The 24155-nt window shown below is 65.1% G+C and carries 24 protein-coding genes; 11 read left to right on the top strand and 13 right to left on the bottom strand.

Translation table 11 applies throughout. From position 1 onward, the window contains the following. The first annotated feature begins 23 nt into the window (after positions 1-23). Together VGG53_RS20510 and VGG53_RS20505 are read left to right on the top strand one after the other, a co-directional pair. Complete coding sequence (locus VGG53_RS20510; RefSeq protein WP_331519931.1) at positions 24-476, top strand: PPOX class F420-dependent oxidoreductase; 453 nt, start codon at positions 24-26, stop codon at positions 474-476. 64 nt (positions 477-540) lie between these two features. After that, entirely contained in the window at positions 541-1395 is an 855-nt protein-coding gene (locus VGG53_RS20505; RefSeq protein ID WP_331519930.1) for an MBL fold metallo-hydrolase, read from the top strand. Positions 1396-1446: 51 nt separating this feature from the next. Here VGG53_RS20505 and dnaE read toward each other — a convergent pair whose 3' ends face one another. The 5 genes from dnaE to VGG53_RS20480 all read right to left on the bottom strand — a co-directional run bounded on the left by dnaE (position 1447) and on the right by VGG53_RS20480 (position 10356). Then, complete coding sequence (gene dnaE, locus VGG53_RS20500) at positions 1447-4989, bottom strand: DNA polymerase III subunit alpha (RefSeq protein ID WP_331519929.1); 3543 nt, start codon at positions 4987-4989, stop codon at positions 1447-1449. Between the two features lie 74 nt (positions 4990-5063). Next, complete coding sequence (locus VGG53_RS20495) at positions 5064-7979, bottom strand: RND family transporter (RefSeq protein WP_331519928.1); 2916 nt, start codon at positions 7977-7979, stop codon at positions 5064-5066. 118 nt (positions 7980-8097) lie between these two features. Then, positions 8098-8529 (bottom strand): type II toxin-antitoxin system Rv0910 family toxin, encoded by a 432-nt coding sequence (locus VGG53_RS20490; RefSeq protein ID WP_331519927.1) that lies wholly within the window; start codon positions 8527-8529, stop codon positions 8098-8100. Then, complete coding sequence (locus VGG53_RS20485; RefSeq protein WP_331519926.1) at positions 8529-9332, bottom strand: SDR family oxidoreductase; 804 nt, start codon at positions 9330-9332, stop codon at positions 8529-8531. Before VGG53_RS20485 ends, VGG53_RS20490 begins: the two co-directional genes overlap by 1 nt. A 7-nt stretch (positions 9333-9339) precedes the next feature. Further along, on the bottom strand, positions 9340-10356 hold the full coding sequence (locus tag VGG53_RS20480) for an SDR family NAD(P)-dependent oxidoreductase (RefSeq protein WP_331519925.1): 1017 nt from the start codon (positions 10354-10356) through the stop codon (positions 9340-9342). Positions 10357-10518: 162 nt separating this feature from the next. On the opposite strand from VGG53_RS20480, the gene VGG53_RS20475 reads away from it, so the two are divergent. Beyond that, positions 10519-10926: a group 1 truncated hemoglobin gene (locus VGG53_RS20475; RefSeq protein ID WP_331519924.1), complete on the top strand. Its 408-nt coding sequence runs from the start codon at positions 10519-10521 to the stop codon at positions 10924-10926. Positions 10927-11153: 227 nt separating this feature from the next. Continuing rightward, positions 11154-11921 (top strand): DUF732 domain-containing protein, encoded by a 768-nt coding sequence (locus VGG53_RS20470; protein ID WP_331519923.1) that lies wholly within the window; start codon positions 11154-11156, stop codon positions 11919-11921. Between the two features lie 17 nt (positions 11922-11938). Here the strand turns inward: VGG53_RS20470 and VGG53_RS20465 are convergent, their stop codons facing one another. After that, entirely contained in the window at positions 11939-13321 is a 1383-nt protein-coding gene (locus VGG53_RS20465) for a nitrate/nitrite transporter (RefSeq protein ID WP_331519922.1), read from the bottom strand. A 178-nt stretch (positions 13322-13499) separates the two neighbouring features. On the opposite strand from VGG53_RS20465, the gene VGG53_RS20460 reads away from it, so the two are divergent. Next, on the top strand, positions 13500-14675 hold the full coding sequence (locus tag VGG53_RS20460; RefSeq protein ID WP_331519921.1) for a putative sulfate/molybdate transporter: 1176 nt from the start codon (positions 13500-13502) through the stop codon (positions 14673-14675). Here VGG53_RS20460 and VGG53_RS20455 read toward each other — a convergent pair. From VGG53_RS20455 to glp, 3 genes are read right to left on the bottom strand one after another with little or no spacing between them, the layout of a single operon-like run. After that, positions 14666-15145 (bottom strand): MogA/MoaB family molybdenum cofactor biosynthesis protein, encoded by a 480-nt coding sequence (locus tag VGG53_RS20455; RefSeq protein ID WP_331519920.1) that lies wholly within the window; start codon positions 15143-15145, stop codon positions 14666-14668. The genes VGG53_RS20460 and VGG53_RS20455 overlap by 10 nt on opposite strands. Next, positions 15145-15642 carry a cyclic pyranopterin monophosphate synthase MoaC gene (gene moaC / locus VGG53_RS20450; RefSeq protein WP_331519919.1) on the bottom strand — a complete coding sequence of 166 codons (498 nt, stop codon included), beginning with the start codon at positions 15640-15642 and terminating at the stop codon, positions 15145-15147. Before moaC ends, VGG53_RS20455 begins: the two co-directional genes overlap by 1 nt. A gap of 23 nt (positions 15643-15665) precedes the next feature. After that, entirely contained in the window at positions 15666-16871 is a 1206-nt protein-coding gene (glp, locus tag VGG53_RS20445; RefSeq protein WP_331519918.1) for a gephyrin-like molybdotransferase Glp, read from the bottom strand. A gap of 121 nt (positions 16872-16992) precedes the next feature. On the opposite strand from glp, the gene VGG53_RS20440 reads away from it, so the two are divergent. Then, positions 16993-17418, top strand: a complete 426-nt coding sequence (locus VGG53_RS20440) for a molybdenum cofactor biosynthesis protein MoaE (RefSeq protein ID WP_331519917.1) — start codon at positions 16993-16995, stop codon at positions 17416-17418. A 21-nt stretch (positions 17419-17439) separates the two neighbouring features. On the opposite strand, the gene VGG53_RS20435 is transcribed toward VGG53_RS20440, so the two are convergent. Both VGG53_RS20435 and moaA read right to left on the bottom strand, forming a co-directional pair. Then, positions 17440-17712, bottom strand: coding sequence for a MoaD/ThiS family protein (locus VGG53_RS20435; protein ID WP_331519916.1), 273 nt, complete (start codon positions 17710-17712; stop codon positions 17440-17442). 1 nt (position 17713) lies between these two features. Further along, complete coding sequence (gene moaA / locus VGG53_RS20430; RefSeq protein WP_331519915.1) at positions 17714-18784, bottom strand: GTP 3',8-cyclase MoaA; 1071 nt, start codon at positions 18782-18784, stop codon at positions 17714-17716. Between the two features lie 142 nt (positions 18785-18926). Between moaA and VGG53_RS20425 the strand changes: the two genes are divergently transcribed. The 4 genes from VGG53_RS20425 to VGG53_RS20410 all read left to right on the top strand — a co-directional run bounded on the left by VGG53_RS20425 (position 18927) and on the right by VGG53_RS20410 (position 21873). Further along, a complete protein-coding gene (locus VGG53_RS20425) occupies positions 18927-19349 on the top strand; it encodes a TOBE domain-containing protein (protein WP_331519914.1) in 423 nt (140 codons plus the stop codon). 212 nt (positions 19350-19561) lie between these two features. Beyond that, on the top strand, positions 19562-20047 hold the full coding sequence (locus tag VGG53_RS20420) for an oxidoreductase (protein WP_331519913.1): 486 nt from the start codon (positions 19562-19564) through the stop codon (positions 20045-20047). Positions 20048-20060: 13 nt separating this feature from the next. Further along, positions 20061-21551 carry a molybdopterin-dependent oxidoreductase gene (locus VGG53_RS20415; RefSeq protein WP_331519912.1) on the top strand — a complete coding sequence of 497 codons (1491 nt, stop codon included), beginning with the start codon at positions 20061-20063 and terminating at the stop codon, positions 21549-21551. A 1-nt stretch (position 21552) separates the two neighbouring features. Then, positions 21553-21873, top strand: a complete 321-nt coding sequence (locus VGG53_RS20410) for a hypothetical protein (protein WP_331519911.1) — start codon at positions 21553-21555, stop codon at positions 21871-21873. Here VGG53_RS20410 and VGG53_RS20405 read toward each other — a convergent pair. Together VGG53_RS20405 and VGG53_RS20400 are read right to left on the bottom strand one after the other, a co-directional pair. Continuing rightward, entirely contained in the window at positions 21809-22186 is a 378-nt protein-coding gene (locus VGG53_RS20405; RefSeq protein WP_331519910.1) for a hypothetical protein, read from the bottom strand. The two genes, VGG53_RS20410 and VGG53_RS20405, sit on opposite strands and share 65 nt — an antisense overlap. A 28-nt stretch (positions 22187-22214) precedes the next feature. After that, entirely contained in the window at positions 22215-23252 is a 1038-nt protein-coding gene (locus tag VGG53_RS20400; protein WP_331519909.1) for a hypothetical protein, read from the bottom strand. Positions 23253-23409: 157 nt separating this feature from the next. On the opposite strand from VGG53_RS20400, the gene VGG53_RS20395 reads away from it, so the two are divergent. Beyond that, positions 23410-23817: a pyridoxamine 5'-phosphate oxidase family protein gene (locus VGG53_RS20395; protein ID WP_331519908.1), complete on the top strand. Its 408-nt coding sequence runs from the start codon at positions 23410-23412 to the stop codon at positions 23815-23817. The last annotated feature ends 338 nt before the right edge of the window (positions 23818-24155 follow it).

Here is a 24155-nt window from a genome sequence, read left to right as displayed (position 1 = left end):
ACTCTAGGTCGTTGACTGGTGTTATGCACAGACCCGCCTCCAATCAACTCAGCTTCGCCCGCTACGCCCGGCTCCGGTCATTTCACCGGGACGGCACCGGCGTCGATACCCCGGTTTGGTTCGCGATGGACGGTCGGCAGGTGCTGTTCCGCACCAAGGTCGGCCCCAAGACCAGACGGTTGACGACCTGCCGTGACGTAGAACTTGCTGCATGCGACTACCGGGGACGAGTTCGCCCCGACGCAACGACCGTGACCGGGCAGGCAACAATCCTCTACGGCGCCGAAGCCGAGCAGGCCAATCGGACACTGCACCACCGGTATGGCTGGCAGTGGAACATCGTTCCGCTGATCAACGTCCCGGGGGTCACCGGCGTTCACCGGGATCTCTGCCTGCGGGAGAAGTTGCGTCGCTCGCGTGACCGCGGTGTCTGGTCCGACAGCGTCATCGTCCGAGTGGAGCTCAGCGATGTCTGATCCGGTTCGATCTCCAAGTATGCGTCAATGCTGCTGAGCCGCAGTCGGTTTGGTTGTGGGGTCAATGCGGCCGCGACGGGTCGATCAGCGCTTCGTTCGCAGCGTCACCGATGCCGGGCTGCCGGACCCCGCAGCAACCGTCACGGTCACGGCACTACCTCAAGTCCCCCATTCGGTGCCGACCGCCGCAATCGTCGAGGGCACTTTCTCGCCGGCTCGTATCGAGAACTCGCTGACATCGTTCGTCCTCACCCATCCGGCAGCGACGTTCATCATCGATCCCGCGCTCTGCGTCGACGTCGAGGAGCGGGCCATCGCTCAACTGCCGGCGGTGCTGCGGGCGGCGGTTCATCCTCCCGCCGATGCCATTCCGACTGTCACCGGGTTGGCCGCGTTACCCGACGTGCCGACGGTGGATTTCGCGTTGCCGACACACGCACACTGGGATCACGTGTGTGGCCTGCTGGACTTTCCCGGCCTGCCTGTTCACCTGCACCGGGCCGAACACGACTGGGCGAGTTCCGGGCCGGTGGCACCCGTGGGCGGCGTTCGCGATTCGCTGCGCGATCGCCCTCTCGTCGCCTACGACTTAGATGGCCCGCCGGTGTTGACCTTCACCCGATCGCACGATCTGTTCGGCGACAATTCCGTCATCCTGGTGGACCTGCGCGGCCACACCCCGGGCAGCGTCGGGGTGCTCGCGCACACCCAGCGCGGATGGATCCTCATCGCCGGCGACGCCGCCTGGCACGATTTGCAAATCGAGAATGTGCGGCAAAAATCGGGCTATCCGGGCGTTTTGGTGGACGAGGACCGTGACGAGACTTTCAAGACGCTGCAACGGCTCCATCTCGCCCGGCACGCCGTGAAGATCATCCCCACCCACGATCATCAAGCGACCCTTCTGTTGTCCGCTTGACTTGATGGCGGCGACCCGCCGCGCCCGGCTTCGCCGCGCTCGCGATCCCCGCTAGCCGCCCAGACAGCCCGGACCGAGCAGTGCCTTGAGATCGCCCATCAGCGCCGGGGACAGCGTCACCCGCAGTGATGCATCCAGCTCGAGGGTGGTCGTCCGGTCGCCGCTGAGCAGGCGCAGATGCACCTGCGACGTGCCGGGGTGTTGTGCCAGCACTTGTTTGAGCGCGCTGACCTTGTCGATGGTGCACTGCCGGGTCGGCAGGCTGACCGCCAGCGGCCGGTTTGCCTGTGCGGTCGTAAAGTCAGGCACCACAAGGTCGTTGGCGATGAGCGAGATTCGGTCGTCCCGGATCGCGACTTTGGCGGTGACGAGCACCACCGTGTCGTCGATGACATCAGCGCCGAACGCGGAGTAGGTGTGCGGGAAGAACATCACCTCGATACCACCGGTGAGGTCTTCCAGTTGTGCCGACGCCCAAGGCATTCCGTTCTTGTTCACCCGTCGGTTCACCGACGCCAGAATGCCGCCGACTTTCACCATGGTCTCGTTGGCGACGTCGCCGTCGAGAATTGCCGGGATGGCGGTATCAACCTGGGTCGCCAGCAGATGCGCCACTCCGTTGAGCGGATGTCCGGATACGTACAGGCCGAGCATCTCGCGCTCCAGCGCGAGTTTGTGCTTGTCGTCCCATTCCTCGTCGGGAACCCTGATGGTGAAAACCGCGTCAGCGCCTGCTCCGCCGTCATTCGGGTCGCCGCCGAACAGGTCGAACTGACCCATCGCCTCGGCCTTCTTGGTGCCCAGCACCGAATCCACCGCGTCGGTGTGCACCAAGAACAGCCCCTTGCGCGGGTGCTTCAGCGAGTCGAAGGCGCCGGCTTTGATGAGCGACTCGGTGACCTTCTTGTTGCACGCCGCGATGTCGACCTTGTTGAGGTAGTCGGAGAAGTCGGTGAACTTGCCCTTCGCGGTGCGGGTATTGATCAGCGACGCAACGACATTGGCGCCGACGTTGCGCACGGCGCCCAGCCCGTACCTGATATCGGTGCCGACGGAGGCGAAGTTCAGCCCGGACTCGTTGACGTCGGGCGGCAGCACGATGATGCCGAGCTTGCGGCAGTCGGCCAGGTATACCGCGGCCTTGTCTTTGTCGTCACCGACCGAGGTGAGCAGCCCGGCCATGTACTCGCCCGGGTAATTCGCCTTCAGATACGCCGTCCAGTAGGACACCAGGCCGTACCCGGCGGCGTGCGACTTGTTGAACGCGTAATCAGCGAACGGCAGGATGGTGTCCCACAGCGCTTTGATCGCTTTGGCGGAGAATCCGTTGGCCTGCATGCCTTCTGAGAAGCCCTCGAACTCCTTCTCCAGGACTTCGCGCTTCTTCTTGCCCATCGCCTTGCGCAGAATGTCTGCTCGGGCGAGCGAGTACCCGGCCACCTTCTGCGCGATGCGCATGATCTGCTCCTGATACACGATCAGGCCGTAGGTTTCGGCGAGGATCTCGCGCAGCGGTTCCTCGAGTTCGGGATGGATCGGTCTGATCGCCTGCCGGTTGTTCTTGCGGTCGGCGTAGTCGTTGTGGGCGTTCATGCCCATGGGTCCGGGGCGGTACAACGCGAGCACCGCGACGATGTCCTCGAACCCGGTGGGCTGCATGCGGCGCAGCAGGTCGCGCATCGGCCCGCCGTCGAGCTGGAACACCCCCAGCGTCTCACCGCGGCCCAGCAGTTCGAAGGTGGCCGGGTCGTCGAGCGGGACCGATTCCAGGTCAAGGTCGATCCCGCGGTTGTCTTTGATGTTCACCAGCGCGTCGCCGATGATCGTCAGGTTGCGCAGCCCGAGGAAGTCCATCTTCAGCAGGCCGATCGCCTCACACGACGGGTAGTCCCAGCCGGTGATGATCGCGCCGTCCTGCGGCCGCTTCCACAGCGGGATCACATCGGTCAGCGGCTCGCTGCTCATGATCACCGCGCAGGCATGCACACCGGAGTTGCGGATCAGACCTTCCAGCCCGCGTGCAGTCTGGTAGATGGTCCGCACATCGGGATCGGTGTCGATCAGGCCGCGGATCTCGGCGGCCTCTTTGTAGCGTTCGTGGTTGGGGTCGGTGATGCCCGACAGCGGGATGTCTTTGGCCATGATCGCCGGCGGCAGCGCCTTGGTGATCCGGTCGGCGATCGCGAATCCCGGCTGGCCGTAGTGGATCCGGGCGGAATCCTTCAGTGCGGCTTTGGTTTTGATGGTGCCGAAGGTGATGACCTGCGCGACCCGGTCCTGGCCCCACTTCTCGGCGGCGTAGCGCACCATTTCGCCGCGTCGACGATCGTCGAAGTCGATGTCGATGTCGGGCATCGAGGCGCGCTCGGGGTTGAGGAACCGCTCGAACAGCAAACCGTGCTGGATCGGGTCGATGTCGGTGATGCCCAGCGCGAAGGCCACCAGCGATCCGGCCGCCGAGCCACGCCCGGGGCCGACCCGGATGTCGACCGAGCGTGCGTAGTTGATCAGGTCGGCGACGATGAGAAAGTAGGACGGAAAACCCTTGTCGCAGATGACGTCGATCTCGTAGGCGGCCCGCTGGGAGTAGCCGTCGGGCAGCGCATCGGGGAAACGGCGTCGCAGGCCGGCCTCGACTTCGTGGCGCAGCCAGGACGCCGGGTCGTGGCCGTTGGGCACCGGGAAGACCGGCATCCGGTCGCGGGGCTCCCACACGTCGGCGTACGAGCTGACCCGCTCGGCGATCAGCAGCGTCGAGTCGCAGGCGCCGGCGACCTCGCCGTCCCAGATCTCGCGCATCTCGGCGGCCGACTTGAGGTAGTAGCCGTCGCCGTCGAACTTGAAGCGGGTGGGATCGGTGAGCGTCTTACCGGTCTGCACACACAGCAGCGCCTCGTGGTTGTGTGCGGCGTCGCGGGTGACATAGTGGCAGTCGTTGGTGGCCAACGGTGGAATGTTCAGCGCGCGACCGATTTCCAGCAGCCCGTCGCGCACCCGTCGTTCGATGGACAGCCCGTGGTCCATCAGCTCCAGGAAGTAGTTCTCGGGCCCGAAGATCTCCCGCCATTTGGCGGCCGACTCCAGCGCTTCGCGGTGGTGGCCGAGCCGCAGCCGGGTCTGCACCTCCCCGGACGGGCATCCGGTGGTGGCGATGATGCCGGCGGCATGTTCGGCGATCAGCTCGGCATCCATCCTCGACCACTTGCCCAGCTGGCCCTCGAACGATGCCAGCGACGACAGCTTGAACAGATTGCGAAGACCGGTGGCGTTTTCGGCGACCATTGTCATGTGGGTGTAGGAGCCACTGCCGGACACATCGTCGCTCTTCTGGCCCGGATCGCCCCACAAGATGCGGCGGGTATTGAAACGAGAATCGGGTGCCACATACGCCTCGATGCCGATGATCGGTTTAATACCGGCGGCGGTGGCTTCGTTGTAGAACTCGCTGGCGCCGAACATGTTGCCGTGGTCGGTCATCCCGATCGCGGGCATCTGCAGCCGCTGCGCCTCGGCGAGCATCGGCGCGACCTTCGCGGCACCGTCCAACATCGAGTACTCGGTGTGGTTATGCAGGTGCACGAAGGAGTGACTCATAGGGACGCCAGTCTATGGCCGCACACCGACTCGTTCCCGGCGTGTCGCAGAGTGTGTCTTTCGGTCCTGTCGACTCACGAGCGAAGCGCGACCGTGTCGGGATCGGCGCCTTCAGCGACGTCGACCCGGCTGGCGTGCCGGCCCGGGTCCACACCGGCCGTGGCGTCCTCCGCCGCTTCGGACGTTGGTGGGGGCTCGTGCGGGGATAACCGCTCTGGTCGTTCGCGCGGCGCAGGCGGCGGTAATCGCGAAGGCCACCAGTTCGCGTCCCCCACCAGCACGGCGATGGCCGGCACGGTGATGGTGCGCACCAGGAAGGTATCCAGCAGCAGCCCGGTCCCGATGATGAAACCCGCCTGCACCAAGGTGCTGATGCTGGCGAACAACATGCCGAACATCGAGGCGGCGAAGATGACACCGGCCGCGGTGATCACACCACCTGTCGAACCCACCGTGCGGATAACCCCGGAGCGCAACCCGTGCGGCGACTCCTCCCGAAGCCTCGAGATGAGCAGCAAATTGTAATCCGCACCCATCGCGACCAACACGATGAAAGTCAGCCCCGGGATGCTCCACGTCAATTCCTGGCCGAAGATGAATTGAAAGACGATGACGCCCACGCCGAGTGCCGATAGGTAGGAGATCACCACTGAGGCGATGAGGTACAGCGGTGCGACAACGGCACGCAGAATCGCGACCAGAATCAGGAACACGATCAGAATGGTCATGACGATGATGAGGTTGATGTCCTGACCGTAATAGGCCCGGGTGTCCCGCAGCATCGCGGTGACTCCCGACGCCGATATCGAGGCTTGCTTCAGCAGGGCGTTCGGGTGCGGTCCCCGAGCGGCATCGACGATGCTGTGAATCTGATTCATCGCCTCGGTGCCGAAGGGGTTCAGCTTGGTTTGCACCAAGTACCGCGCCGTGTGTCCATCGGGCGAGATGAAGGACGTCAACGCACTGTTCAGTCCTCCCCCGGTGTGTTCGGTTTGCTTGATCAGATCTTTGACGCCGTCGATCATCTGCGTGATCGCGTCGGCGTAAGTGTGCGCATCGTGCTGCGCGGCTTTGGTGGTCTCCTTGTCGCCGCTGCCCAGTGTGCGTAGGTCGTTGCTGGCGTTGTCCAGTATTTGACGCACATTTCGCGATGCCGACTCGATGCTGTCCGCATCCGGCATGGTCTCCAGCTGTTCAGCGAAGTCAGACATCTTCTTGAGCGCTCCACCGTCGCGCGCCGAGGTAGCAACCACGTCCAGCACCGTCACCGGCGCGGCGTTGACGGTGTTGGCGATCTCTGCCACGTCGACCGACATGGCGAAGCCGAGCCCATGCACGGTGCTGACGAACATCGCCGTCTCGTCGCCTTCTTCGGTCGGGGCGGTTGGCAGGCCAAGATCGGGGGCCGCATTTCCGGTAGTTGCGACCGAATACAGCAAGTTGGCCACGTTGGGGAAACCTTCGACTCCCCCGCCTTCTTGTTCGGTGACGGGTTCTCTCCGCACCGTGGAACCGTTAGCTGCACCACCATCGGCAGAATTTTGGTCGGTTGATTTTTCGGTGGGCGGCGGGGCACCGCGGATCGCCGCGATATCGGGCAGTTGGCCCACCCGCTGTTCCATCTGCTTCAGGTCAACAAGGGTCGCAGGTTTACGCAAGTCTTGTGGTGAGTGCACGACGAGATACTCGGGAATGGTGGCGTTCAACGGAAAATGCCGGGCCAGCGTCGCATATCCGACGCTGCTCTCGACGGACTGCGGGAGTGTTTTGCTGTCGTCGTAGTTGAAGCGGGCGAACATCGCGCAGCCGGCCAGAATGATCAACACGGTGAGACTGCCGATCAGATGAGCCGCGGGTCGGCGCACAATGCGTATTCCCGAGCGCCGCCAGAAGCGGGTGGTGAGCTCGCGGCGGGGCTTGATCCAACCTCGCCTTCCGGCGAGGACCATCAGGGCCGGGAGGAACGTCACCGCGGCCAGCAATGCCACCGCAATTGAACAGGCCAACGCCGGACCGACGTTTCGGAAGGCGCCCAAGTGAGTGAAGACCATCCCGAGAAAGGTGATCGACACCGTGGCCGCGGACCCGGCGATCACTTTGCCGATCGACGTCAACGCCCTGACGACGGCTTGATCCGAATCCATCCCGAGCCGCAAATAATCGTGGTAACGGCTGATGAGAAACACGGCGTAATCGATTCCGGCGCCCGCCATCATCGTTGTCATCAACGTGATCGTCTGGCTGGAAACGCCCAAACCGAGTTCGGCGATGCCCGCCACGATGGACTGCGCAACCCCTACCGAGACGCCGATCGTGATCAACGGCAACATCATGGTGAGCGGATTGCGATAAATAACCAACAGGATGATCAGGACCATCAGCACCACGGCGATCTCGATCACATGCATATCGCGAATACCGACGTACATCAGGTCGTCCCCGCTGGCCGCCGGCCCGGTCAGGTTCGCCGTCAGCGTGGTCCCGGCGACGGATTCTTTGACGATGTCGGCGACCCGGCCGAACCCCGCATGCAGCTCGGGTGTCCCCACTCCGCCGGCGAGCACCATGGGCAGAAACCAGGCTTTGTGATCCTTGCTGGTCATCGCGTCGCGCAGGACCGGCGTTGTGATGAAATCCTGCAGCATGACGATGTCGCGAGTGTCCGGCCGCAGGTTGTCGACCAGTGTGTGGTAGGTGGTCAGATCGGAGGGGTTCAGTCCTTTCTCGTCGGTCAGGACGACCAACAGGACGTTTTCATTCTCGGACCCCGATTGATGAAAAGCCTCGGAGATCTGTCTTGTCGTGATCAACACCGGAGCGTCGGACGGCAGGATAGGGACCGGCCGCTTGCTGGCCATCTCGGTCAGCGGTGGAATCGTCACCGACAGAACGGCGGCAAGCGCGATCCAGAACCCGATGACAACCCACGGCCACCGCCGCACAACCACGCCGATCCAGCCGAAAAGACCCCTGGCCCTGGGTTCGGACATAGTGGCTCGACGAGCCCCCCGCAACATCCGGCCAGGCTACCGCCGTTCGCCCGATCTTTAGGAACTTCGGACACAGCGCGCCGCCCTTGCGATCGCCGCGGCGTCGGCGGCCGGGCCGCTATCCGTAGAGCTGGACGAACTGCTTCAGCGATTTCTCGACGTCTCCTTTGACGGCGCGGGCCGCCGCCGCGCCCACCGGGCCGAACAACGCACGACCGCCCAGCTCGAGCCGCACGCCCAGGTTCGAGCCCGTTTTCGTGGGCGAAACGCTGAGCGTGACGATGTATTTGGCCCCGCCCTTGCCCGATCCCGACAACGCGACCCGGTGCGGCGGATCCCAGGTAGTGACCGTCCACGTGACCCGATTGCGAAGCCCCTTGGCGCGCGCGACGCCCACGACTTGGGTTCCTTCGCTGAGCCCCTCGGGCAGCTCGCTGCGCCATGCCTCGTGCATCACCAGCCACTCGCCCAATTCGGACAGGTCGGACACGTGATTCCACATGTCCTGCGGGCTCATCGGCACGTCAGCTGTCACATCGACAGCGGCCATCAGCGACGTGGTCCGCCGCGGAAGCGGTTGCCGATCCGCATGCCGGGCAGCAGCAGGCTGCGCGGCACATAACGGCCGCCGATACTCACGGCCTTGGGCACGATTCCGGGCACCACACTGCGCTTACCGGCCAGCATCCCGCCGATCGCCTCTTCGGCGACGTCGTGCGGCGACACCTGTGCAAGGGGGATGCTGAACCGCTCGGCGCTGGCGATCTCGCCCCACTCCGTCGGCACCGGGCCCGGGCACAGCACCGTCACCGAGACGCCCGTTCCGTGTAGTTCCTCGTGCACCGCTTCGGAGAAGGTCTGCACAAAAGCCTTGGTCGCCGAATACACGGCCATATAGGGCATCGGCTGAAACCCCGCGATCGAGGCGATGTTGAGCACCGCTCCGGCGCCCCGTTCGACCATGCCCGGCAGCGCGGCATGGGTCAGTTCCATCAGCGTCAGCGAGTTGAGGACGACCTCCTCGCTTTCCCGTTCGACCGGCAGCGTCTGGAACACCCCGCTGGTGCCGAAGCCGGCGCTGTTACACAAACCGGCGATCGGCTCGGTGCGCAACCGCTCGGCCAGCTTCCGGCGAGATCCGGCGTCAGCGAGGTCGAGCGGAAAGACATCGGTGCCAACCGAGTATTGCGTGCGCACCTCGTCGGCGAGCTCGTCCAGGCGTTCCTGACGGCGGGCGACCAGCACCAACGGGTGTCCGCGCCGGGCCAGGCCGCGCGCCAGCTCGGTGCCGATGCCCGAGGAGGCACCGGTGATGACGACGGGTGCTTGGTTGGTCGGTTTCGGAAGACTCATGATCACCTCACCAGTGGATTCCGCGGGTCGCTCGAACGAACGTCTCGCTTCGATCATCGAATTCTGTTGTGCTGCTGTCGGATTGGTCTCCCTTAGCCGCCGAAGAGTCGCCGAACATGCTGAAGGCGCGGTTGCGCACCCGGTCCATCACCGCGGGGTTGACGGCGTCGGCGACGGCGGCGAACTGCCCGAAGGGCGAGCTGGCCCGACGGGGCCGGTGCACGATCGCGTCGGTGATCACGCCGGCGGCTTGCTCTGGTGTCAGCGCCGGGAACTTGTCGTACATCGTGGTGGGGCTGATCATCGGCGTTCGCACCAGCGCCATGTGCACGGTTGTGAACTTGATGTCGTCGCTGACCACCTCGGCCTGCAGCGCGTCGCACAGGCTGTCCAGCGCCGCCTTGCTCGCGATGTAGGCGCCGAACCGCGGCGCCCGGGTCTGCACGCCGACCGAGGACACGTTGATGATCTGGCCGAAACCACGTTCCCGCATGCCCGGGATGAACTTGAGGATCAGCTGTACCGCACCGAGGTAATTCAGCTGCATGGTGCGCTGATAGTCGTGGATGCGGTCATAGGACAGCGCCAGCGAGCGACGTATCGATCGTCCGGCGTTGTTGATCAGCATGTCGACGCCGCCGAGATCTTCGAGCACCTTGTCGGCCATCTCGGCGATCGCGTCCATATCGGTCAGATCGCACGGGTAGACATATGCGGTCCCGCCGCTGCTGCGGATTCCGTCGGCGACTTTTTCCAGGTTTTCCCGGGTCCGCGCGACCAGGACCACCTCGCCACCCGCGTCGGCGATCTTCCTGGCCGCCGCTTCCCCGATACCCGACGAGCCCCCGGTGATGAGGGTGATCGTGCCCTCGACGGCGTCGCGCAATGTCCGGCCCTGCACCGCGTCGAGAAGATTACGCAGGTAGAAGGGCCGGTATCGGCCGGCCGAGTTCGGGGTGTTGACGAGGTTGGACATGGCGGCGAACGGCTTCTCGACGAAACCGGTCAGATCACCCAGATTCATAGCTTCCACGCTCCCGGTGGTGATTCGCTGGATTCCCCACCGAGTCTGCTACACCGCCGTCAAGTTCTCCGCGGTTCTGCGGCAATCCGGTTGTTACGCCGGGTAATCGCGCGGTGATGGCGCGCTTACGACCAGGCAATCCTGCAATGGTGAGCTATCTGCATGGCAAGACTCACCCGATTCCGCAGACGCGGGACGGCCTCACTGTACGAGAAGATCGGCGGTCACGACGCCCTCGAAGTCGTCGTCGAGGACTTCTACTGCCGGGTTCTTGCCGACGACCACCTGGCCGGCTTCTACGCGGCCTCGACGATGGAGTGCGTGAAAGCCAGACAGGTCGAATTCCTCAGCGCTGTGCTCGGTGGACCCGGACCCTATGGCGGCCTGTCGATACGCCAGGCACATCAAGGCCGCGGCATCACCATGCATCACTTCACGATGGTCGCCGCGCACCTGGCGGACTCGCTGTGCGCGGCCGGGCTGCACCCGGAGACGATCACCGAGATCCTGCGGGTCATCGCGCCGTTTGCCGGCGAGATCGCGTCGGAAGACGTCAAGGCGGTTGTCTGAGCGCCACTTCAAGCTTCGCCGAGCGTGCCTCGTCCGCGAATGAGCGGCCTGGTTTATGCCGCGGATGGCACGCTCGGCGGACCCTTACCCTTGCCGCCCAGCCGGCTGCGCGGTGAACGTCATTGCGGCGACGGCCGATTGCAGCAGTTGGGCGCCGATCGGCGCGCGGCCTAGACTGGAATTCTCAGCTCGTCAGGTGACGTTTTTGGCAGAACGGAAACCCGGCCATGTTTTCCGGAATCATCGGCCACCTCCCCGCCGCGGTGGCCGCCGTCGCCCTGCTCAGCGCGCCGGCAGTGCTGCCCGGCGACACCGCAGCAGCCGACCCGAGCCAGGACCAGACGTTCTTCGAACTCCTCGGCGAGAAGGATGTTCCCCCCGTCGACAACGCGAACAGCCTCATCGAGACAGCGCACAAAGCATGTTCCAAACTCGATGGCGGCATGCCGGTGGGCGACTTGGTGGAGTTGATCAGGAACAACGGTTACAACGAAAATCCGCTCACCCGCCTGAATCCCCCTGACCGGGTTACCAGAACCATCAACCAATTCATCATCGCGTCAGTACAGGCCTATTGTCCCTACGACGCAGGCAAGATCGCTTCGATAGCGGCGTATGTCGGGCCTGGCTCGCGCGGCATCGTGACGGACAGCCCCGATCGGCATGTCCGGTCGCATGTCGTAGTGCTGGCCTCGCTCACCGACGCGATTCCCGCCGGAGAAATCCCGCCGACAATGCCCTTGCCGGTTCCACCGCAACCACCGCCAGTACCACAAGAGGTTCAGCCTCAACAGCCGCCGCCGCCACCGCGACGTGTGCAGCCCGTGCCACAACAGGCACCGCCGTCACAAGAGGCGCCTCCACCGGAAGCCGGGCCACCGTCCCAGGGTGGGCCTCCCGCTGCTTCTCCTGAGCCTGGAGACGGCGGCAACGCTCCGGCGAGCCCGACGCCGAATCAGCCCGCGCCGCCCGGACATATCAGGCTCGCGCCGTAGAAAGTGGCGAGCCGGCGTCAGCGGGCGGTAACCAACACGGGCCGATCGGCGAGGCCGCCGGACGGAAGCCGCACGTAGAAACGCATAGTGACCAGCACGGCCAGCGCATAGAACACCGCGAAGTCCCAAAATGCGATGGTCGCGGTGCCGTCGACGAGGTAACTGCTGCGCAGCGCCAGATTGATCGCCACACCGCCAAGGCCACCGATCGCGCCGGTAATACCGATGACCGCACCCGACATCGACCGGGAGTAGTCGGCCCGGGTCTCCTCGTCGGCCTCCAGGGAGCGCGACGCCGCGTGAAAGATCGACGGAATCATCTTGTACACCGCGCCATTGCCGATGCCGCTGAGCAGGAACAGAACCACGAACCCGATCACGTACGCGACCATGGTGGCCGTAGTGGTTCGACGGCCCGCGAGGGTCGCGGTGATTGCCAGGATCCCGTCGGCGCCGATCATGCCGACGAACGCCCACAACGTCACCGTGCCGCCGCCGACGCGGTCGGCGATGCGGCCGCCGTAAATCCTTGCGACAGAACCGAGCAGCGGCCCGATGAAAGCGATTTCAGCGGCATGCAGCGATGCCTGGGCCGCGCTCTGCCCGCTCGCGGCGAACGATATTTGCAGCACCTGGCCGAAAGCAAACGAGAAGCCGATGAATGAACCGAAGGTACCGATGTAGAGCAGGCTGACCAACCAGGTGTGGCGACTGCGCAGCGCAGCACGCATCGCACCGAGGTCGACAGACACCACGTCGAGGTTGTCCATGTACCGGGCCGCCCCGACCGCGGCGACGACCAACATCACGAGATAGAACGCGCACACCCAATACGGCTGGCGATTGCCCGCGATGGCGATGACGAACAAGCCGACCAGCTGTACGGCCGGCACGCCGATGTTCCCGCCGCCTGCGTTGAGGCCCAGGGCCACGCCCTTGAGACGCTGCGGGAAGAACGTGTTGATGTTGGTCATCGACGACGCGAAGTTGCCGCCGCCGAGGCCGCACAGTGCCGCGCAGACCAGGTAGAACCACAACGGCCGACCGGGTTCGGCGAGCACGACGATCGTCGCAAAAACCGGCACCACGAGCACACACGCCGAGAACACGGTCCAGTTTCGGCCGCCGAACCGCGCGGTACCCATCGTGTAGGGCAACCGCAGGGCCGAGCCGACCAACGTCGCGGTGGCGGCGATCAGAAACTTGTCACCGGCCGTCAGCCCGTACACCGACTGCGGCATGAACAGCACCATCACCGACCACAGCGACCACACCGAAAAACCCACATGCTCCGCGGCGACCGACCACGCCAAATTGCGCCGCGCGACGGCTTTTCCGCCCGCTTGCCATGCGGCCCGGTCCTCCGGGTCCCATCCTGTGATCGTGTGCGATCGCGCCACCGCGTGCTCCCTTGAGATTCAGACACTTCCGACGCGAACGTAAAGATGCGATGTTGCCGCCCGGCGTCCCACGATGTCGCGACCGTGAAATCAGCCTCACGCGTGGGCTGGAGGCCTCGTGAGCGGGCGTTGATGATCGAAGGCTGGCCGAGGTGGCGCGCGGCATTAGAGTGCTGGCATGGTCGGCACGACGCCATCGCAGATCGAGTCGAGTCCGATGCGGTTCGATCGGGCGGAATTAGCAGGAGCGGTAGGCGATCTGGGCGTGTTGGTCCCGATCGCGGTGGCGCTGATCGTGAAGAACGGACTGACGCCGACCGCGGTGTTGTTGCCGGCCGGTCTGCTGTACGTGGTGGCCGGCGTGATCTATCGACTGCCGGTGCCGGTGCAACCGTTGAAGGCATTCGGGGCGATCGCGATCGCGCATGGTTTCGGCGCCGACGACATCGCGGCGGGCGCACTGCTGATGGGCATGCTTTTTCTGGTACTGGGCGCGTCGGGTGTGTTGGATTGGGTCGCAAAAGTGTTCCCCCATCCGATCATTCGGGGGATTCAACTCTCGGTCGGGCTGTTGTTCTGTCAGCTGGCCTGGCGGCTGGTGTCCACCACACCGAAGGCGTTCACCGACGATCGGCACTCCATCTGGTGGCTGGGGTCCGCCACCGTGGTGGTCATCGCTGTTGCGCTGTTGCTGCGACGCCGCCAGATCACCTTGGTCTTCATCGCGATTGCCGTGGTGGCGATGGTGTTGAGCTTCCACGGCTCATTGACTTTCGGCCCATCGGCGGTGCACACACCGCACCTGAGCCGGGCCGCGTTCGCCGCGGCCGCCGTTGCCTTGGTGCTGCCACAGGTGCCGTTGTCGTTCGCCAACTCGTGCTTGGCCACCGCGGACACCGCCCGCAGCTACTTCGGCGACGCCGCCCGGCGGGTGCGGCCGGGACGGTTGGCAACCACAATCGGTCTGGCCAATCTGTTCGCCGGCTCGATCAGCGGCATGCCGGTGTGCCACGGCGCCGGAGGCATGACAGCGCACCGCGCTTTCGGTGCCCGCAGCGGCGGCGCCCCGATCATGCTGGGCAGCACGCTGATTGTGCTTGCGCTTGCGGTGGGCGCGACCCTGACCGCGGCGCTGTCGGGTTTCCCGGTGCCGATCCTGGCGGGCCTGTTGACGGTCGCGGGCCTGCTGCACATCACCTTGCTGAAAGATCTACGCGGACGCTGGCATTGGGCGCTGGCAATCGCGGTCGGCGTCACCGGCTTCCTGACCAACCTCGCCGTCGCTCTTGTCGGGGCGCTTGTGATCTGGTGGGCACTGCGACTGATCCAGGCACGCCGAGGCCGTTACGAGTGATCTTTCCCGGCGATTTGGTCCAGCGCGTGATCGAGCACGCCGGCGAGCACGCCGAGCCCGTCGCGCACCCCGCCCGGTGAACCGGGCAGGTTGACCACCAGGGTCCGACCGGCCACCCCGCACACACCCCGTGACAGCACCGACGTCGGCACTTTCGGTAAGCCGGAACGCCGGATCTCATCAGCGAGCCCGGGAATCTCGAAGTCGAGCACGGCCTTGGTCTGGGCCGGAGTGTCGTCGGTCGGCGAGATACCGGTGCCTCCCGAGGTGATGACCACGTCGACACCGTCGGCGAGCGCGTCGCTCAGCGCCTTGCCGACCAACTCGCCGTCCGCGACGACCGCCGTCCGCACCGACGAGAACCCGTGCTGCGCAAGCCATTCGGCGATCAGCGGCCCGCACCGATCGTGGTAGACACCGGCCGCCGCACGAGTCGAGGCGATGACCACGGCCGCGGATCGGGCCGTCATCAGCGCGTCCACCGTCCGTGCCGGCCGCCATCCTTGCGCAGCACCCGAACGTCATCGATCCGCGCCGCCGGGTCCACCGCCTTGACCATGTCGTACAGCGTCAACGCCGCCACGCTCACCGCCGTCAGCGCCTCCATCTCCACGCCGGTGCGATCGGTGCTGTGCACCGTCGCGGTGATGTCGACGTCGCTCGCACCGATGGTGAAATCGACGTCGACCGCGGTGAGCGCCAACTGATGACACAGCGGAATCAGCTCGCTGGTGCGCTTGGCAGCCAGAATGCCCGCAACCCGCGCGGTCGCCAGCGCGTCGCCCTTGGGCAGACCACCCGCCGAGATCAGCTCCAGCACCTGTGCGGAAGTACGCAGCGAGCCCGCGGCGATCGCGGTGCGTTTGGTGGCGGTCTTTTCGGTGACGTCCACCATGTGAGCCGCTCCTCCGGTATCGATGTGTGAGAGCGGACCTTTAGGCGGCGAGGGCGCGGCGTCAGACACCACCCCATTCTGGCAGTTTTGTCGGGTCAGTCGAAGTCCCAGACCTGCACCTGGGCACCGGCCGGGAGCTGCGTCGCGTCGGCCGGAATGTCGATCAGGCAGTTCGCCGAGGCCAGCCACCGCAGATGATGTGAGCCGGCCGGACCGTGAGTGGCCACCGTGCCGGCGGTGGCGTCGAATACCCCACGCCGGAACTGGCGCTTTCCGGCCGGTGCGGTCAGCGTCTCGGTCAGCACTGCGGATCGCAGTGGGCGATGCGGGGCAGGCAGTCCCATCGCGGAGCGCAGCGCCGGACGGATGAAGACCTCGAAGGACACCAGTGCGCTGACCGGATTTCCGGGCACCGTCACGATGGGGGTGCCGCCGACTCGGCCGGTGCCTTGCGGCATGCCGGGCTGCATCGCCACTTTGACGAACTCCACGCCCTGATCTCCGTTTCGCCCGAAGGCGTCCTTCACCACCTCGTAGGCGCCCGCGCTGACGCCGCCGCTGGTGACGATCAGGTCCGACTCGGCCGCGTACCGGTCGAGCACCGCCGTGAACTCAGCAACGTCGTCAGTGGCGGTCACCGCCGCGACCACGTCGGCGCCGGCCGCACGGATCGCGGCGGCCAGCATGAACGAGTTCGACTCGTAGATTTGGCCCTGGCGCAGCGCCGCACCGGGCTGCACGAGTTCGGATCCGGTGGATATCACCAAGATGCGCTGGCGCGGGATCACTGTCAGCGCGGGCCGGCCGAGAGCGGCGGCTAATCCGACCGCCGCCGGGGTCACCACTTGTCCGGACCGCAACACCGTGCTGCCCGCCGCGACGTCCTCGCCCGCGCGACGGATGTACCTACCCGTTGCGCTGGGTGCGGTTATCGTCACGACGTCGGTGCGGCCATCGGTGGCCTCGACGGGCACGATTGCGGTGGCACCGGCGGGCATCGGTGCGCCGGTCATGATGCGATGCGCAGTCCCGGGACCCAGTGCCGGGATGTCGGTGCGGCCAGCCGGAATATCTTCGGCGACAGGCAATTTCACTGGACATTCAGCCGTTGCCGAAGCCACGTCGTGGGCGCGCACGGCGTAGCCGTCCATCGCGGAATTGTCGAAAACCGGCAGCGACAACACCGCGGTCACGTCCTCGGCCAGCACCAGGCCTTCGGCGTCGCGCAACTCGACGGCCACGGCGGGCCGGGTCGTGATCAAGTCGGTGACGACGCGCTGATGCTCTTCGACCGACCGCATGCCGTCAGACCGAAAACCGTTGGCTATCAATCATCGACAAACTCCGCCCAGCCGAGCCTTCGCCCCGGAAACTCTTGAAGTTGCCAATATAGTTGGTTCTCATGACAGTCGTGGCTCGGCGATGACCCGGGTGCTGCGCGCCGCGGTGACCGACCAACCGATCCTGCTGGCCGAACACCAGGATCTGGTCTGCCATCAAGCGGCGGGAGCCGTCGTGGGATTTGTCGGCGCGATTCGCGACCACGACGGTGGGCGGCACGTGGTCAAACTGGAGTATTCGGCGCACCCGTCGGCGGGCGACGTCATCGCCGAGGTGGTGGCCGACGTGGCCGCGAAATCGGCTGGAGTGCGCGCGGTTGCGGCCAGCCACCGCATCGGCCTGCTGAACATCGGCGAGGCGGCCCTGGTCGTGGCGGTCGCCGCGGACCATCGCCGGGCCGCATTCGACACCTGCGCGCAACTGGTGGACGCCATCAAGGCGCGGCTGCCGGTGTGGAAGCACCAATTCTTCGCCGACGGAAGCGACGAGTGGGTGGGCTCGGCCTAGCGCCCGGATCAGACCCGCGGGCTATCCCCCGGCGAACGGCGGCAACACGTCGATCGTGTTGCCCGACCGCAGGGGCTGAGCCTTGTCGTGCACCGCAACCCCGTCGCATAGAAACGAGCACCGCAACAGCACGCGCGCCAGTTCCGGGCCTCGGCTGCTCAGCTCGTCGACGAGCTCGCCGACCGTGACGCCGCCGCGCACGGTCAGCTTCTCGGAATCGGAGCCCGCGGCGGCGCAGGCGGCCGCGAAATACCGCACACCGACCTCGATCAGGCGGGCTGTCTCGGCGTTCATCTCAGCCGCCGATCGCGCTCATCGGCCGTTTCGGCTGGACGAAATCGGCCGCGTTGATCCCGTGGCCTGCGGGTTTGCCCCACATCGCCACTCGCCAAGCCGCCTCGATCCCGGCGTCGTCTGTGCCGTCGCGCAGCAACGCCCGCAGGTCGGTTTCCTCGGTGGCGAACAGACAGCTGCGCAGCTGGCCGTCGGCGGTCAGCCGGGTGCGATTGCACGTCGCGCAGAACGGTTGAGACACCGAGGCGACGATCCCCACCTTCCCGGTGCGGCCCGTCGCGGAATCAGTGATCTGCCATAGCGCGGCCGGCGCCGCACCCCGCGGAGCCACATCGGGTGTCAACCCGAATCCGTGGCGCCGCAGCTCTGCCAGCACCTGGTCGGCGGTCACCATGGTCTGACGTTGCCATTCGCGCCCGGCGTCGAGCGGCATCTGCTCGATGATGCGCAGCTGGTAGTCATGTTCGAGGCAGAACCGCACCAGCGGCACGGTGTCGTCCAGGCCGCTCACCGGATCCAGTACCGCATTCACCTTCACGGGCCGCAGTCCGGCTGCGGATGCGGCGGCCAAGCCGGCCAGCACGTCGGCCAGCCGGTCGCGACGGGTGATGGCCGCGAAATTCGCCGAGTTCACGCTGTCCAGCGATACGTTGACCCGGTCCAAGCCGGCGCGCGCCAGCGTCTCGGCACGTCCGGCCAACAAAACCCCGTTGGTGGTCAGCGTGAGCTCCGGGCGGGGCCGCAGGGCGGCCGCCGCGGCGACGATGTGCTCAAGACCCTTGGCCAGCAACGGTTCTCCACCGGTGAACCGGAGTTTGGTGACACCCAGGCGGGTCACCGCGATACGCACCAACCGGACAATCTCGTTGGGCTGTAGCAGTTGGTCTGCGCTCAGCCACGGCAGACCGGCGGCGGGCATGCAGTAGGTGCACCGCAGATTGCAACGATCGGTCAGCGACACCCGTAGGTCGGTCGCCGACCGCCCGTAACTGTCGATCAGTGGTCCGGCCGACGGAGCGGCGCCGCCGGGCTCACGGCGCACCGACGGGAGACCGAGCGTCGTGATCGTCACGGCACCGCCCGGTCGCTGGTCCCCCGCTCGCGCGGGCGTTGAGAAAGCATTGCTGCCCATTATTCCCCGAGTCGCCCCGGATCGCTCGCGCCGCCCGGCGCGGCTGGTGCGAGTGGAACTGGCCCGCGGCTACTATTTGCTCGTGTCATCGATGCGGATCCGCCAGGCGGCCGAGTTGCTCGGGGTCAGCGACGACACCGTCCGGCGGTGGATCGACAACGGTGCGTTGCCGGCCAGCCAGGATCAGGCCGGTCGGATGGTGATCGCCGGGCATGTTCTGGCGCAGTTCTGGCGCACCAATGCCCCAACGCCACCGCCGAACCCGCTCGGCATCAGCAGTTCCGCGCGTAACCGCTTCGTCGGACTGGTCACCGATGTGCTCAGCGACAAGGTGATGACACGCGTCGAGATGCAATGCGGGCCGCACACCATCGTGTCGCTGATGAGCACCGAGGCGGCCCAGGAGCTGAAACTCGAGCCCGGCAGTCTGGCCGTCGCCGTCGTCAAAGCGACCACCGTGATCGTCGAGACCCCCCAGACACCGGAACAGCCGCCCGCGGACTGAGTCCTTACGCTTGGAGTTTCAGCGTTCTGTACGGCTTCTGACAGCGTTTTTACAGGATGTCCGTTCCGATCACCAGTTAAGACATCGAGACCGGCAAAATGACTGTGCTGCAATTGTTTTGAGTGCCCCCCTGCCAGGTGCGGGCCACTGATCCCGCCGTTTGGCCTCAGCCGCACGGTTTGTGGCGAACCGCCGGGGGGTAGGTTGCCGCCATGGGTGTGGTGACCCAGGGGTTGAAGCGCAGCCAATTGTATGAATGGCTGCGGCTGAAAGGCTATGTCGCCTTCAATCTGCCTCGAACCGTGACGATGCTGGGCGCAGCGTTGCTGATCGGGATCTGCGTAGCTCATCTGTACGTGTTGGCCAGCCAGCTGGCGCTGCCGACGTACTTCGTGGTGTACACCGGCGCGGTGATCGCGTGCTGCGTGCTGGCGGCCGCGGCGATGTGGCTGGGCCGCAACCCTCGGGTGCCCCAGTTGGGTTGGTTGTTCGGTGACCTGATCTCGGTCGTCTTCATCGGCGTGTATCTGGCCAGCCGAGCCGCCAGTCTGCCCGGGCTGGTGGCGGTGACCGGACGATGGGACTTCGCACCCGCAACGTTCGCGGGCGCGTTCGCATTGGCCTTCCCCGCCATACACATGTCGGTTTTGCTCGGCATCAACGTGGCATATCCACAACGACAACAGTGGACGGATTGATGGGGCCCAGGCGATGACAACGTTCGACTATCCGCTGTGGCTGCGGGTCGACCATTGGCTCAACGTGTTGTTCGTGACGTTGATCATTCGCAGCGGCATCGAGATCCTCGCGACCCACCCGAAGTTGTACTGGCATGACGACAGCAGGCCCGGCAGCGAGTGGGCGCGGTTCACCCGCAAGGTGATGCCGACGGACCGGCTGTTCGACACTCTCGATGAGGAAGAGGACTACAGCCCGTTCATTTCACTGCCCGGCCGTGCGCAATTGGGCATCGGCCGGCACTGGCATTTTTTCGCGGTGATCGGCTGGATTCTGGTCGGACTGTCCTACTACATCCTGCTTTTCGCGACCGGGCAATGGCATCGCTACTGGCCGGCTTCGTGGTCGATCTTCCCCGACGCATGGGATGACATCGTCACCTACATGTCGTTCAACCTGCCGCCACTGCTGCCCGGTGAACCGCTGGACGCCATGCAGAAGCTGGCGTATGCGGGCGTGATCTTCGGCTTGGCACCCTTCCAAATCCTCACCGGCGCAGCCCAATCCCCGGCGATCGAAGCCAGGTTCCCGTGGTACGTGCAGATGTGGGGCGGACGGCAATGGGCCCGAAGCCTGCATTTCATCGGACTGGTTGCCTTTGTGGTATTCATCGTCATCCACCTCTCGATGGTGTTCTTCTGGGGCTGGGGCCACCTCACCGCCGCAATGATCTTCGGTTCGATTCGCAACACCTACTGGGCGACCGCCCTGTCGTTGCTGATCATCGCGGCGATCGTTGCCATCCACGTCGCGGCGACGGTGTGGAGCCTGCGCAACCCCCGCTCAGTTCAGCGGGTCCTGGGCGCAGTGGTGACCCGTGCGCGCCTTATTCTGTTGCGGCCGTTGAACTCACGGCAGAATTATCCGGAACGAAAACTCACTTTGCAGCATCGTGTCAACGGCAAACCGCCGTGCTCGGCCGAGTACAAGGTGATGGCTGTGCACAACTTCGCCGACTGGCGGCTGCGGGTCGGTGGATTGGTCGAGAACCCGGTCACCTTGGATTTGGCGGGGCTGCGCGCGCTGGCCGGCCCGGAGACGCAGCGGGTGATGCACAACTGCGTTCAGGGTTGGACCAGCATCGGTCAATGGAGCGGCCTGCATCTCAGTGCGCTGGTCGAACTGGTGCGCCCGCTGCCGGGGGCGAAATACATCTGCTCGATGACCATGCAGGACAACGACCGCGACGAGCCCAGTTCACATGGCGGAGGCCAGTTCTACGAGGTGATGGACCTCGAACTCGCGTACAAGCCGCAGACCATCTTGGCCTATGAGATGAACGGCAAGCCGTTGCCGATCAAACATGGCGCGCCGTTGCGGCTGCGAGTGGAAACCCAAGTCGGATTCAAAATGGCCAAGTGGATCAACCAGATCGAGTTCGTCAACGACTATTCCGGCATCGGAAAGGGTGCCGGAGGGTGGCGTGAGGACAACGTCTACTACGACAAGGACGTGGAGATCTGACATGACCGACGAAGAGGATGTGCGCCCCGAGTTGATCAGCCTGGTCCCCGTCGACCGGGACCGCGTCGTAGAACAGATGACCGCCAAGGGCGGGCACTGCGAAGCCTGCGACGGTACCGATTTCGAGGTCGGCCATGCCCTCTACCTCGGTTTCCTCTTTCTCGACGAAGACAGTGACGCCTACCTGGTGGCGTTGACCTGCCGCAACCCCGAGTGCGGACGGCACACCGCAATCAGGTTGCGGGAGAAGGAATTCCTCAGCCGCGGCGAAAGCGAAGCCCGGGCCGCGACTTGGCTGGCTTCGGCTCCCGCCGGCGCCTGACCCTGCCGGGCGCCGAGTCGGTCAAGACCGGCCGGGTCAACCCGATCCGATCGATCAGGTCGGACAGCCCGCGCAGCTCGTCGCACAACGCGTCGAAGCGGCGCTGGTCGGCCTCGTCGAGCAGGCCGCGCGAACTGTAGTGCACCAACCGCGGTAGCCGCCCGGCCAGCGCGGTACCCCACCTGATGCTGAAATCGTATTTCTGGCCCTCGTCGACATCATCTTGTCGGCCAAGCTGTTTGAGTGCCTCGATCTGTTCAGTGAGCCATTCGACATCATCGTCGATCAGGACCGGGGCCGGTTTTTCTTCCATCTCAGCGCTATTGTCCTTCACGGCTGTGTCACAGGTGCGGTTTGGCGACACTGACAACCAACGGCGTCCCGGCAAAAGTGAGATACACCCGGTGCGGCCCGAGTGCCATACCCGACAGCGGCGCGAACCGTTGCGATTCGGGAAGAGCCGATCGGTAGTCGGTGATCCGCAACACCGGGATCTTGTCGTTCTCGAAGCGCATGAAACTGTTCGTTTCCAGGGTCGCCAGCTCCCGATCGGTGGCCGCATAGATGCGGGTGTCGTCGGAGCCGATTCGCCGGATCGGCGACGGCAGCCGGGTTGCGGCCCGCACTCTCATGTCCTCTCCAGTGCGTTGCACGTCGACGACATAGAGCGTGTGGTCGTTGGGGTGTGCCACGTAACTGCGCGTCACCGCGGTGCCATCGCCTGCCGAGACCGCAACATCCATGTCCAGCGACCCGTGCTCCTCGGGCGGCGACGAAGGCCCTTTGTAGTAGCGGACTCCCGATGGCCCGCAGAGATGGTATTCGATATCGCGCCCCCGGTTGGCGCCGTCGATGATGTCCGCGGGATCACCGGCGACCTTGGCAGTAGGCAATTTGCGGAAGCCGAACTCGTCGACGGGGGTCACTGACAATCCGTCCTGCGACAACGCAAGCAGTACCCGCATACCGCCGTCTTCGGCGAGGTAGGCCGGCGCAGGCCCGGCGTCGAACTCGTCAACCTGGCGCAACGTCGCGAGGTCGATGACGGAGACCTTGCCGCGCTGCGGCTCGGGTACGAATACGTGCCGGTCGTTTTTGCGGCTGATCTGCAGATTGCGGCCCACCGCCATCGGCGGCGACAACCGCGTCGTGGGGTGGCCGGAGAGCGGATCGGAGATTTCGGCCACCCGGCCATCGCCGGTCAGCCCAACCAGGGTGTTGTTGTGATACGACCACACCGGATCGCGCAGCGTCGCCCCCGCCGTCAGCACAGCGACCTCCGGCGAGTTTTCCACCGCGGTCCCCGGTGCCACACAGCCGGCGACCGCAATGACACTGACAGCCACCGGAACCCAATATCGGAACAGTGCAGTGTTCACGCTCTCTCACCGCTGACCATGATGCCGCCACCCTCGTGTCGCACCAGCTAATACCCTGACGGAGGCTTGGCCACACAGATTTTTACTACTTAGTAACGTAAAAATTGCTGTGAGTCTTGTCCAGGTCGGCACGGCGTTGGGCGCATACGATTTCAAGATGAGCCCCGGGACAGCGAAAAAGGTTGACTTTGCGCGACTCGGTGCCGCGTTGGCCGACTATCGCTTTGCCTATCTGCTGACCGTCGATGACGACTACCGCATGCACACCGTGACCACCGAACCTGAATTGCGCGAGGGCGTCATAGTCGTCGGCCTGGTGGGGGGCCGAACTCGCCGGAACGTTGAACATCGCAGCGCCGTCACGCTGTTGTGGCCACCGTCCGAGCCGGGCGGCTATTCGTTGATTGTGGACGGCCGAGCCGAGCTGGCCGACTCCGACGACGACGCCGCCCGGCTTCGGGTGGTGCCGACCCGCGCGCTCCTGCACCGCAACGCCGACCCGGAGACTCCCGGGTCCGCCAACGGCTGCCTGCACGACTGCGTCGTGTTTACCGAACCGCAATAGACCTCCGATACAGCCGCTCGGCTCGCTGTCAGGTATTCACTTGGACAGCAAGAGAATTCCGGCCGCGACCAATGCGGCCCGGGCTTGTCAACTGCCCGGCCATGGCATCGGCCCACCGGTAGCTCTCCGCCTTGTGATTCCTGTCACCACACGCACCGGCGATCATCCAATTTCCCTGCATGTTTGGCGATCTCACAATGACCGTGCAGGGGGCTGGCAGGACGAGTTGATACGTCTGTAACAGCCGGCGGGGAGCGTCGAAACATGTCGGCGCCACCATGGGCCGATCGAAATACGTGTGGGCGCCGTGGGCTTCGCCGGCTACGGCGCAGAGATGA

It is taken from the genome of Mycobacterium sp., from assembly GCF_036490025.1.
Taxonomy (GTDB): domain Bacteria; phylum Actinomycetota; class Actinomycetes; order Mycobacteriales; family Mycobacteriaceae; genus Mycobacterium.
The sequence above is the reverse complement of the archived record's forward strand: the minus strand, read 5'-3'. Positions and strand labels throughout refer to the sequence as shown.

What these genes read in the sequence shown, in the direction of transcription:
- VGG53_RS20470 (WP_331519923.1), top strand. Translation starts at nt 11,154, where the DNA reads ATGTTTTCCGGAATCATCGGCCACCTCCCCGCCGCGGTGGCCGCCGTC.
- VGG53_RS20435 (WP_331519916.1), bottom strand. Translation starts at nt 17,712, where the DNA reads ATGAACGCCGAGACAGCCCGCCTGATCGAGGTCGGTGTGCGGTATTTC.
- VGG53_RS20395 (WP_331519908.1), top strand. Translation starts at nt 23,410, where the DNA reads ATGAGCCCCGGGACAGCGAAAAAGGTTGACTTTGCGCGACTCGGTGCC.
- VGG53_RS20415 (WP_331519912.1), top strand. Translation starts at nt 20,061, where the DNA reads ATGACAACGTTCGACTATCCGCTGTGGCTGCGGGTCGACCATTGGCTC.
- VGG53_RS20440 (WP_331519917.1), top strand. Translation starts at nt 16,993, where the DNA reads ATGACCCGGGTGCTGCGCGCCGCGGTGACCGACCAACCGATCCTGCTG.
- VGG53_RS20480 (WP_331519925.1), bottom strand. Translation starts at nt 10,356, where the DNA reads ATGAATCTGGGTGATCTGACCGGTTTCGTCGAGAAGCCGTTCGCCGCC.
- VGG53_RS20410 (WP_331519911.1), top strand. Translation starts at nt 21,553, where the DNA reads ATGACCGACGAAGAGGATGTGCGCCCCGAGTTGATCAGCCTGGTCCCC.
- dnaE (WP_331519929.1), bottom strand. Translation starts at nt 4,989, where the DNA reads ATGAGTCACTCCTTCGTGCACCTGCATAACCACACCGAGTACTCGATG.
- VGG53_RS20505 (WP_331519930.1), top strand. Translation starts at nt 541, where the DNA reads ATGCGGCCGCGACGGGTCGATCAGCGCTTCGTTCGCAGCGTCACCGAT.
- VGG53_RS20420 (WP_331519913.1), top strand. Translation starts at nt 19,562, where the DNA reads ATGGGTGTGGTGACCCAGGGGTTGAAGCGCAGCCAATTGTATGAATGG.
- VGG53_RS20475 (WP_331519924.1), top strand. Translation starts at nt 10,519, where the DNA reads ATGGCAAGACTCACCCGATTCCGCAGACGCGGGACGGCCTCACTGTAC.
- VGG53_RS20490 (WP_331519927.1), bottom strand. Translation starts at nt 8,529, where the DNA reads ATGGCCGCTGTCGATGTGACAGCTGACGTGCCGATGAGCCCGCAGGAC.
- VGG53_RS20485 (WP_331519926.1), bottom strand. Translation starts at nt 9,332, where the DNA reads ATGAGTCTTCCGAAACCGACCAACCAAGCACCCGTCGTCATCACCGGT.
- glp (WP_331519918.1), bottom strand. Translation starts at nt 16,871, where the DNA reads ATGCGGTCGGTCGAAGAGCATCAGCGCGTCGTCACCGACTTGATCACG.
- VGG53_RS20460 (WP_331519921.1), top strand. Translation starts at nt 13,500, where the DNA reads ATGGTCGGCACGACGCCATCGCAGATCGAGTCGAGTCCGATGCGGTTC.
- VGG53_RS20455 (WP_331519920.1), bottom strand. Translation starts at nt 15,145, where the DNA reads ATGACGGCCCGATCCGCGGCCGTGGTCATCGCCTCGACTCGTGCGGCG.
- VGG53_RS20405 (WP_331519910.1), bottom strand. Translation starts at nt 22,186, where the DNA reads ATGGAAGAAAAACCGGCCCCGGTCCTGATCGACGATGATGTCGAATGG.
- VGG53_RS20495 (WP_331519928.1), bottom strand. Translation starts at nt 7,979, where the DNA reads ATGTCCGAACCCAGGGCCAGGGGTCTTTTCGGCTGGATCGGCGTGGTT.
- VGG53_RS20510 (WP_331519931.1), top strand. Translation starts at nt 24, where the DNA reads ATGCACAGACCCGCCTCCAATCAACTCAGCTTCGCCCGCTACGCCCGG.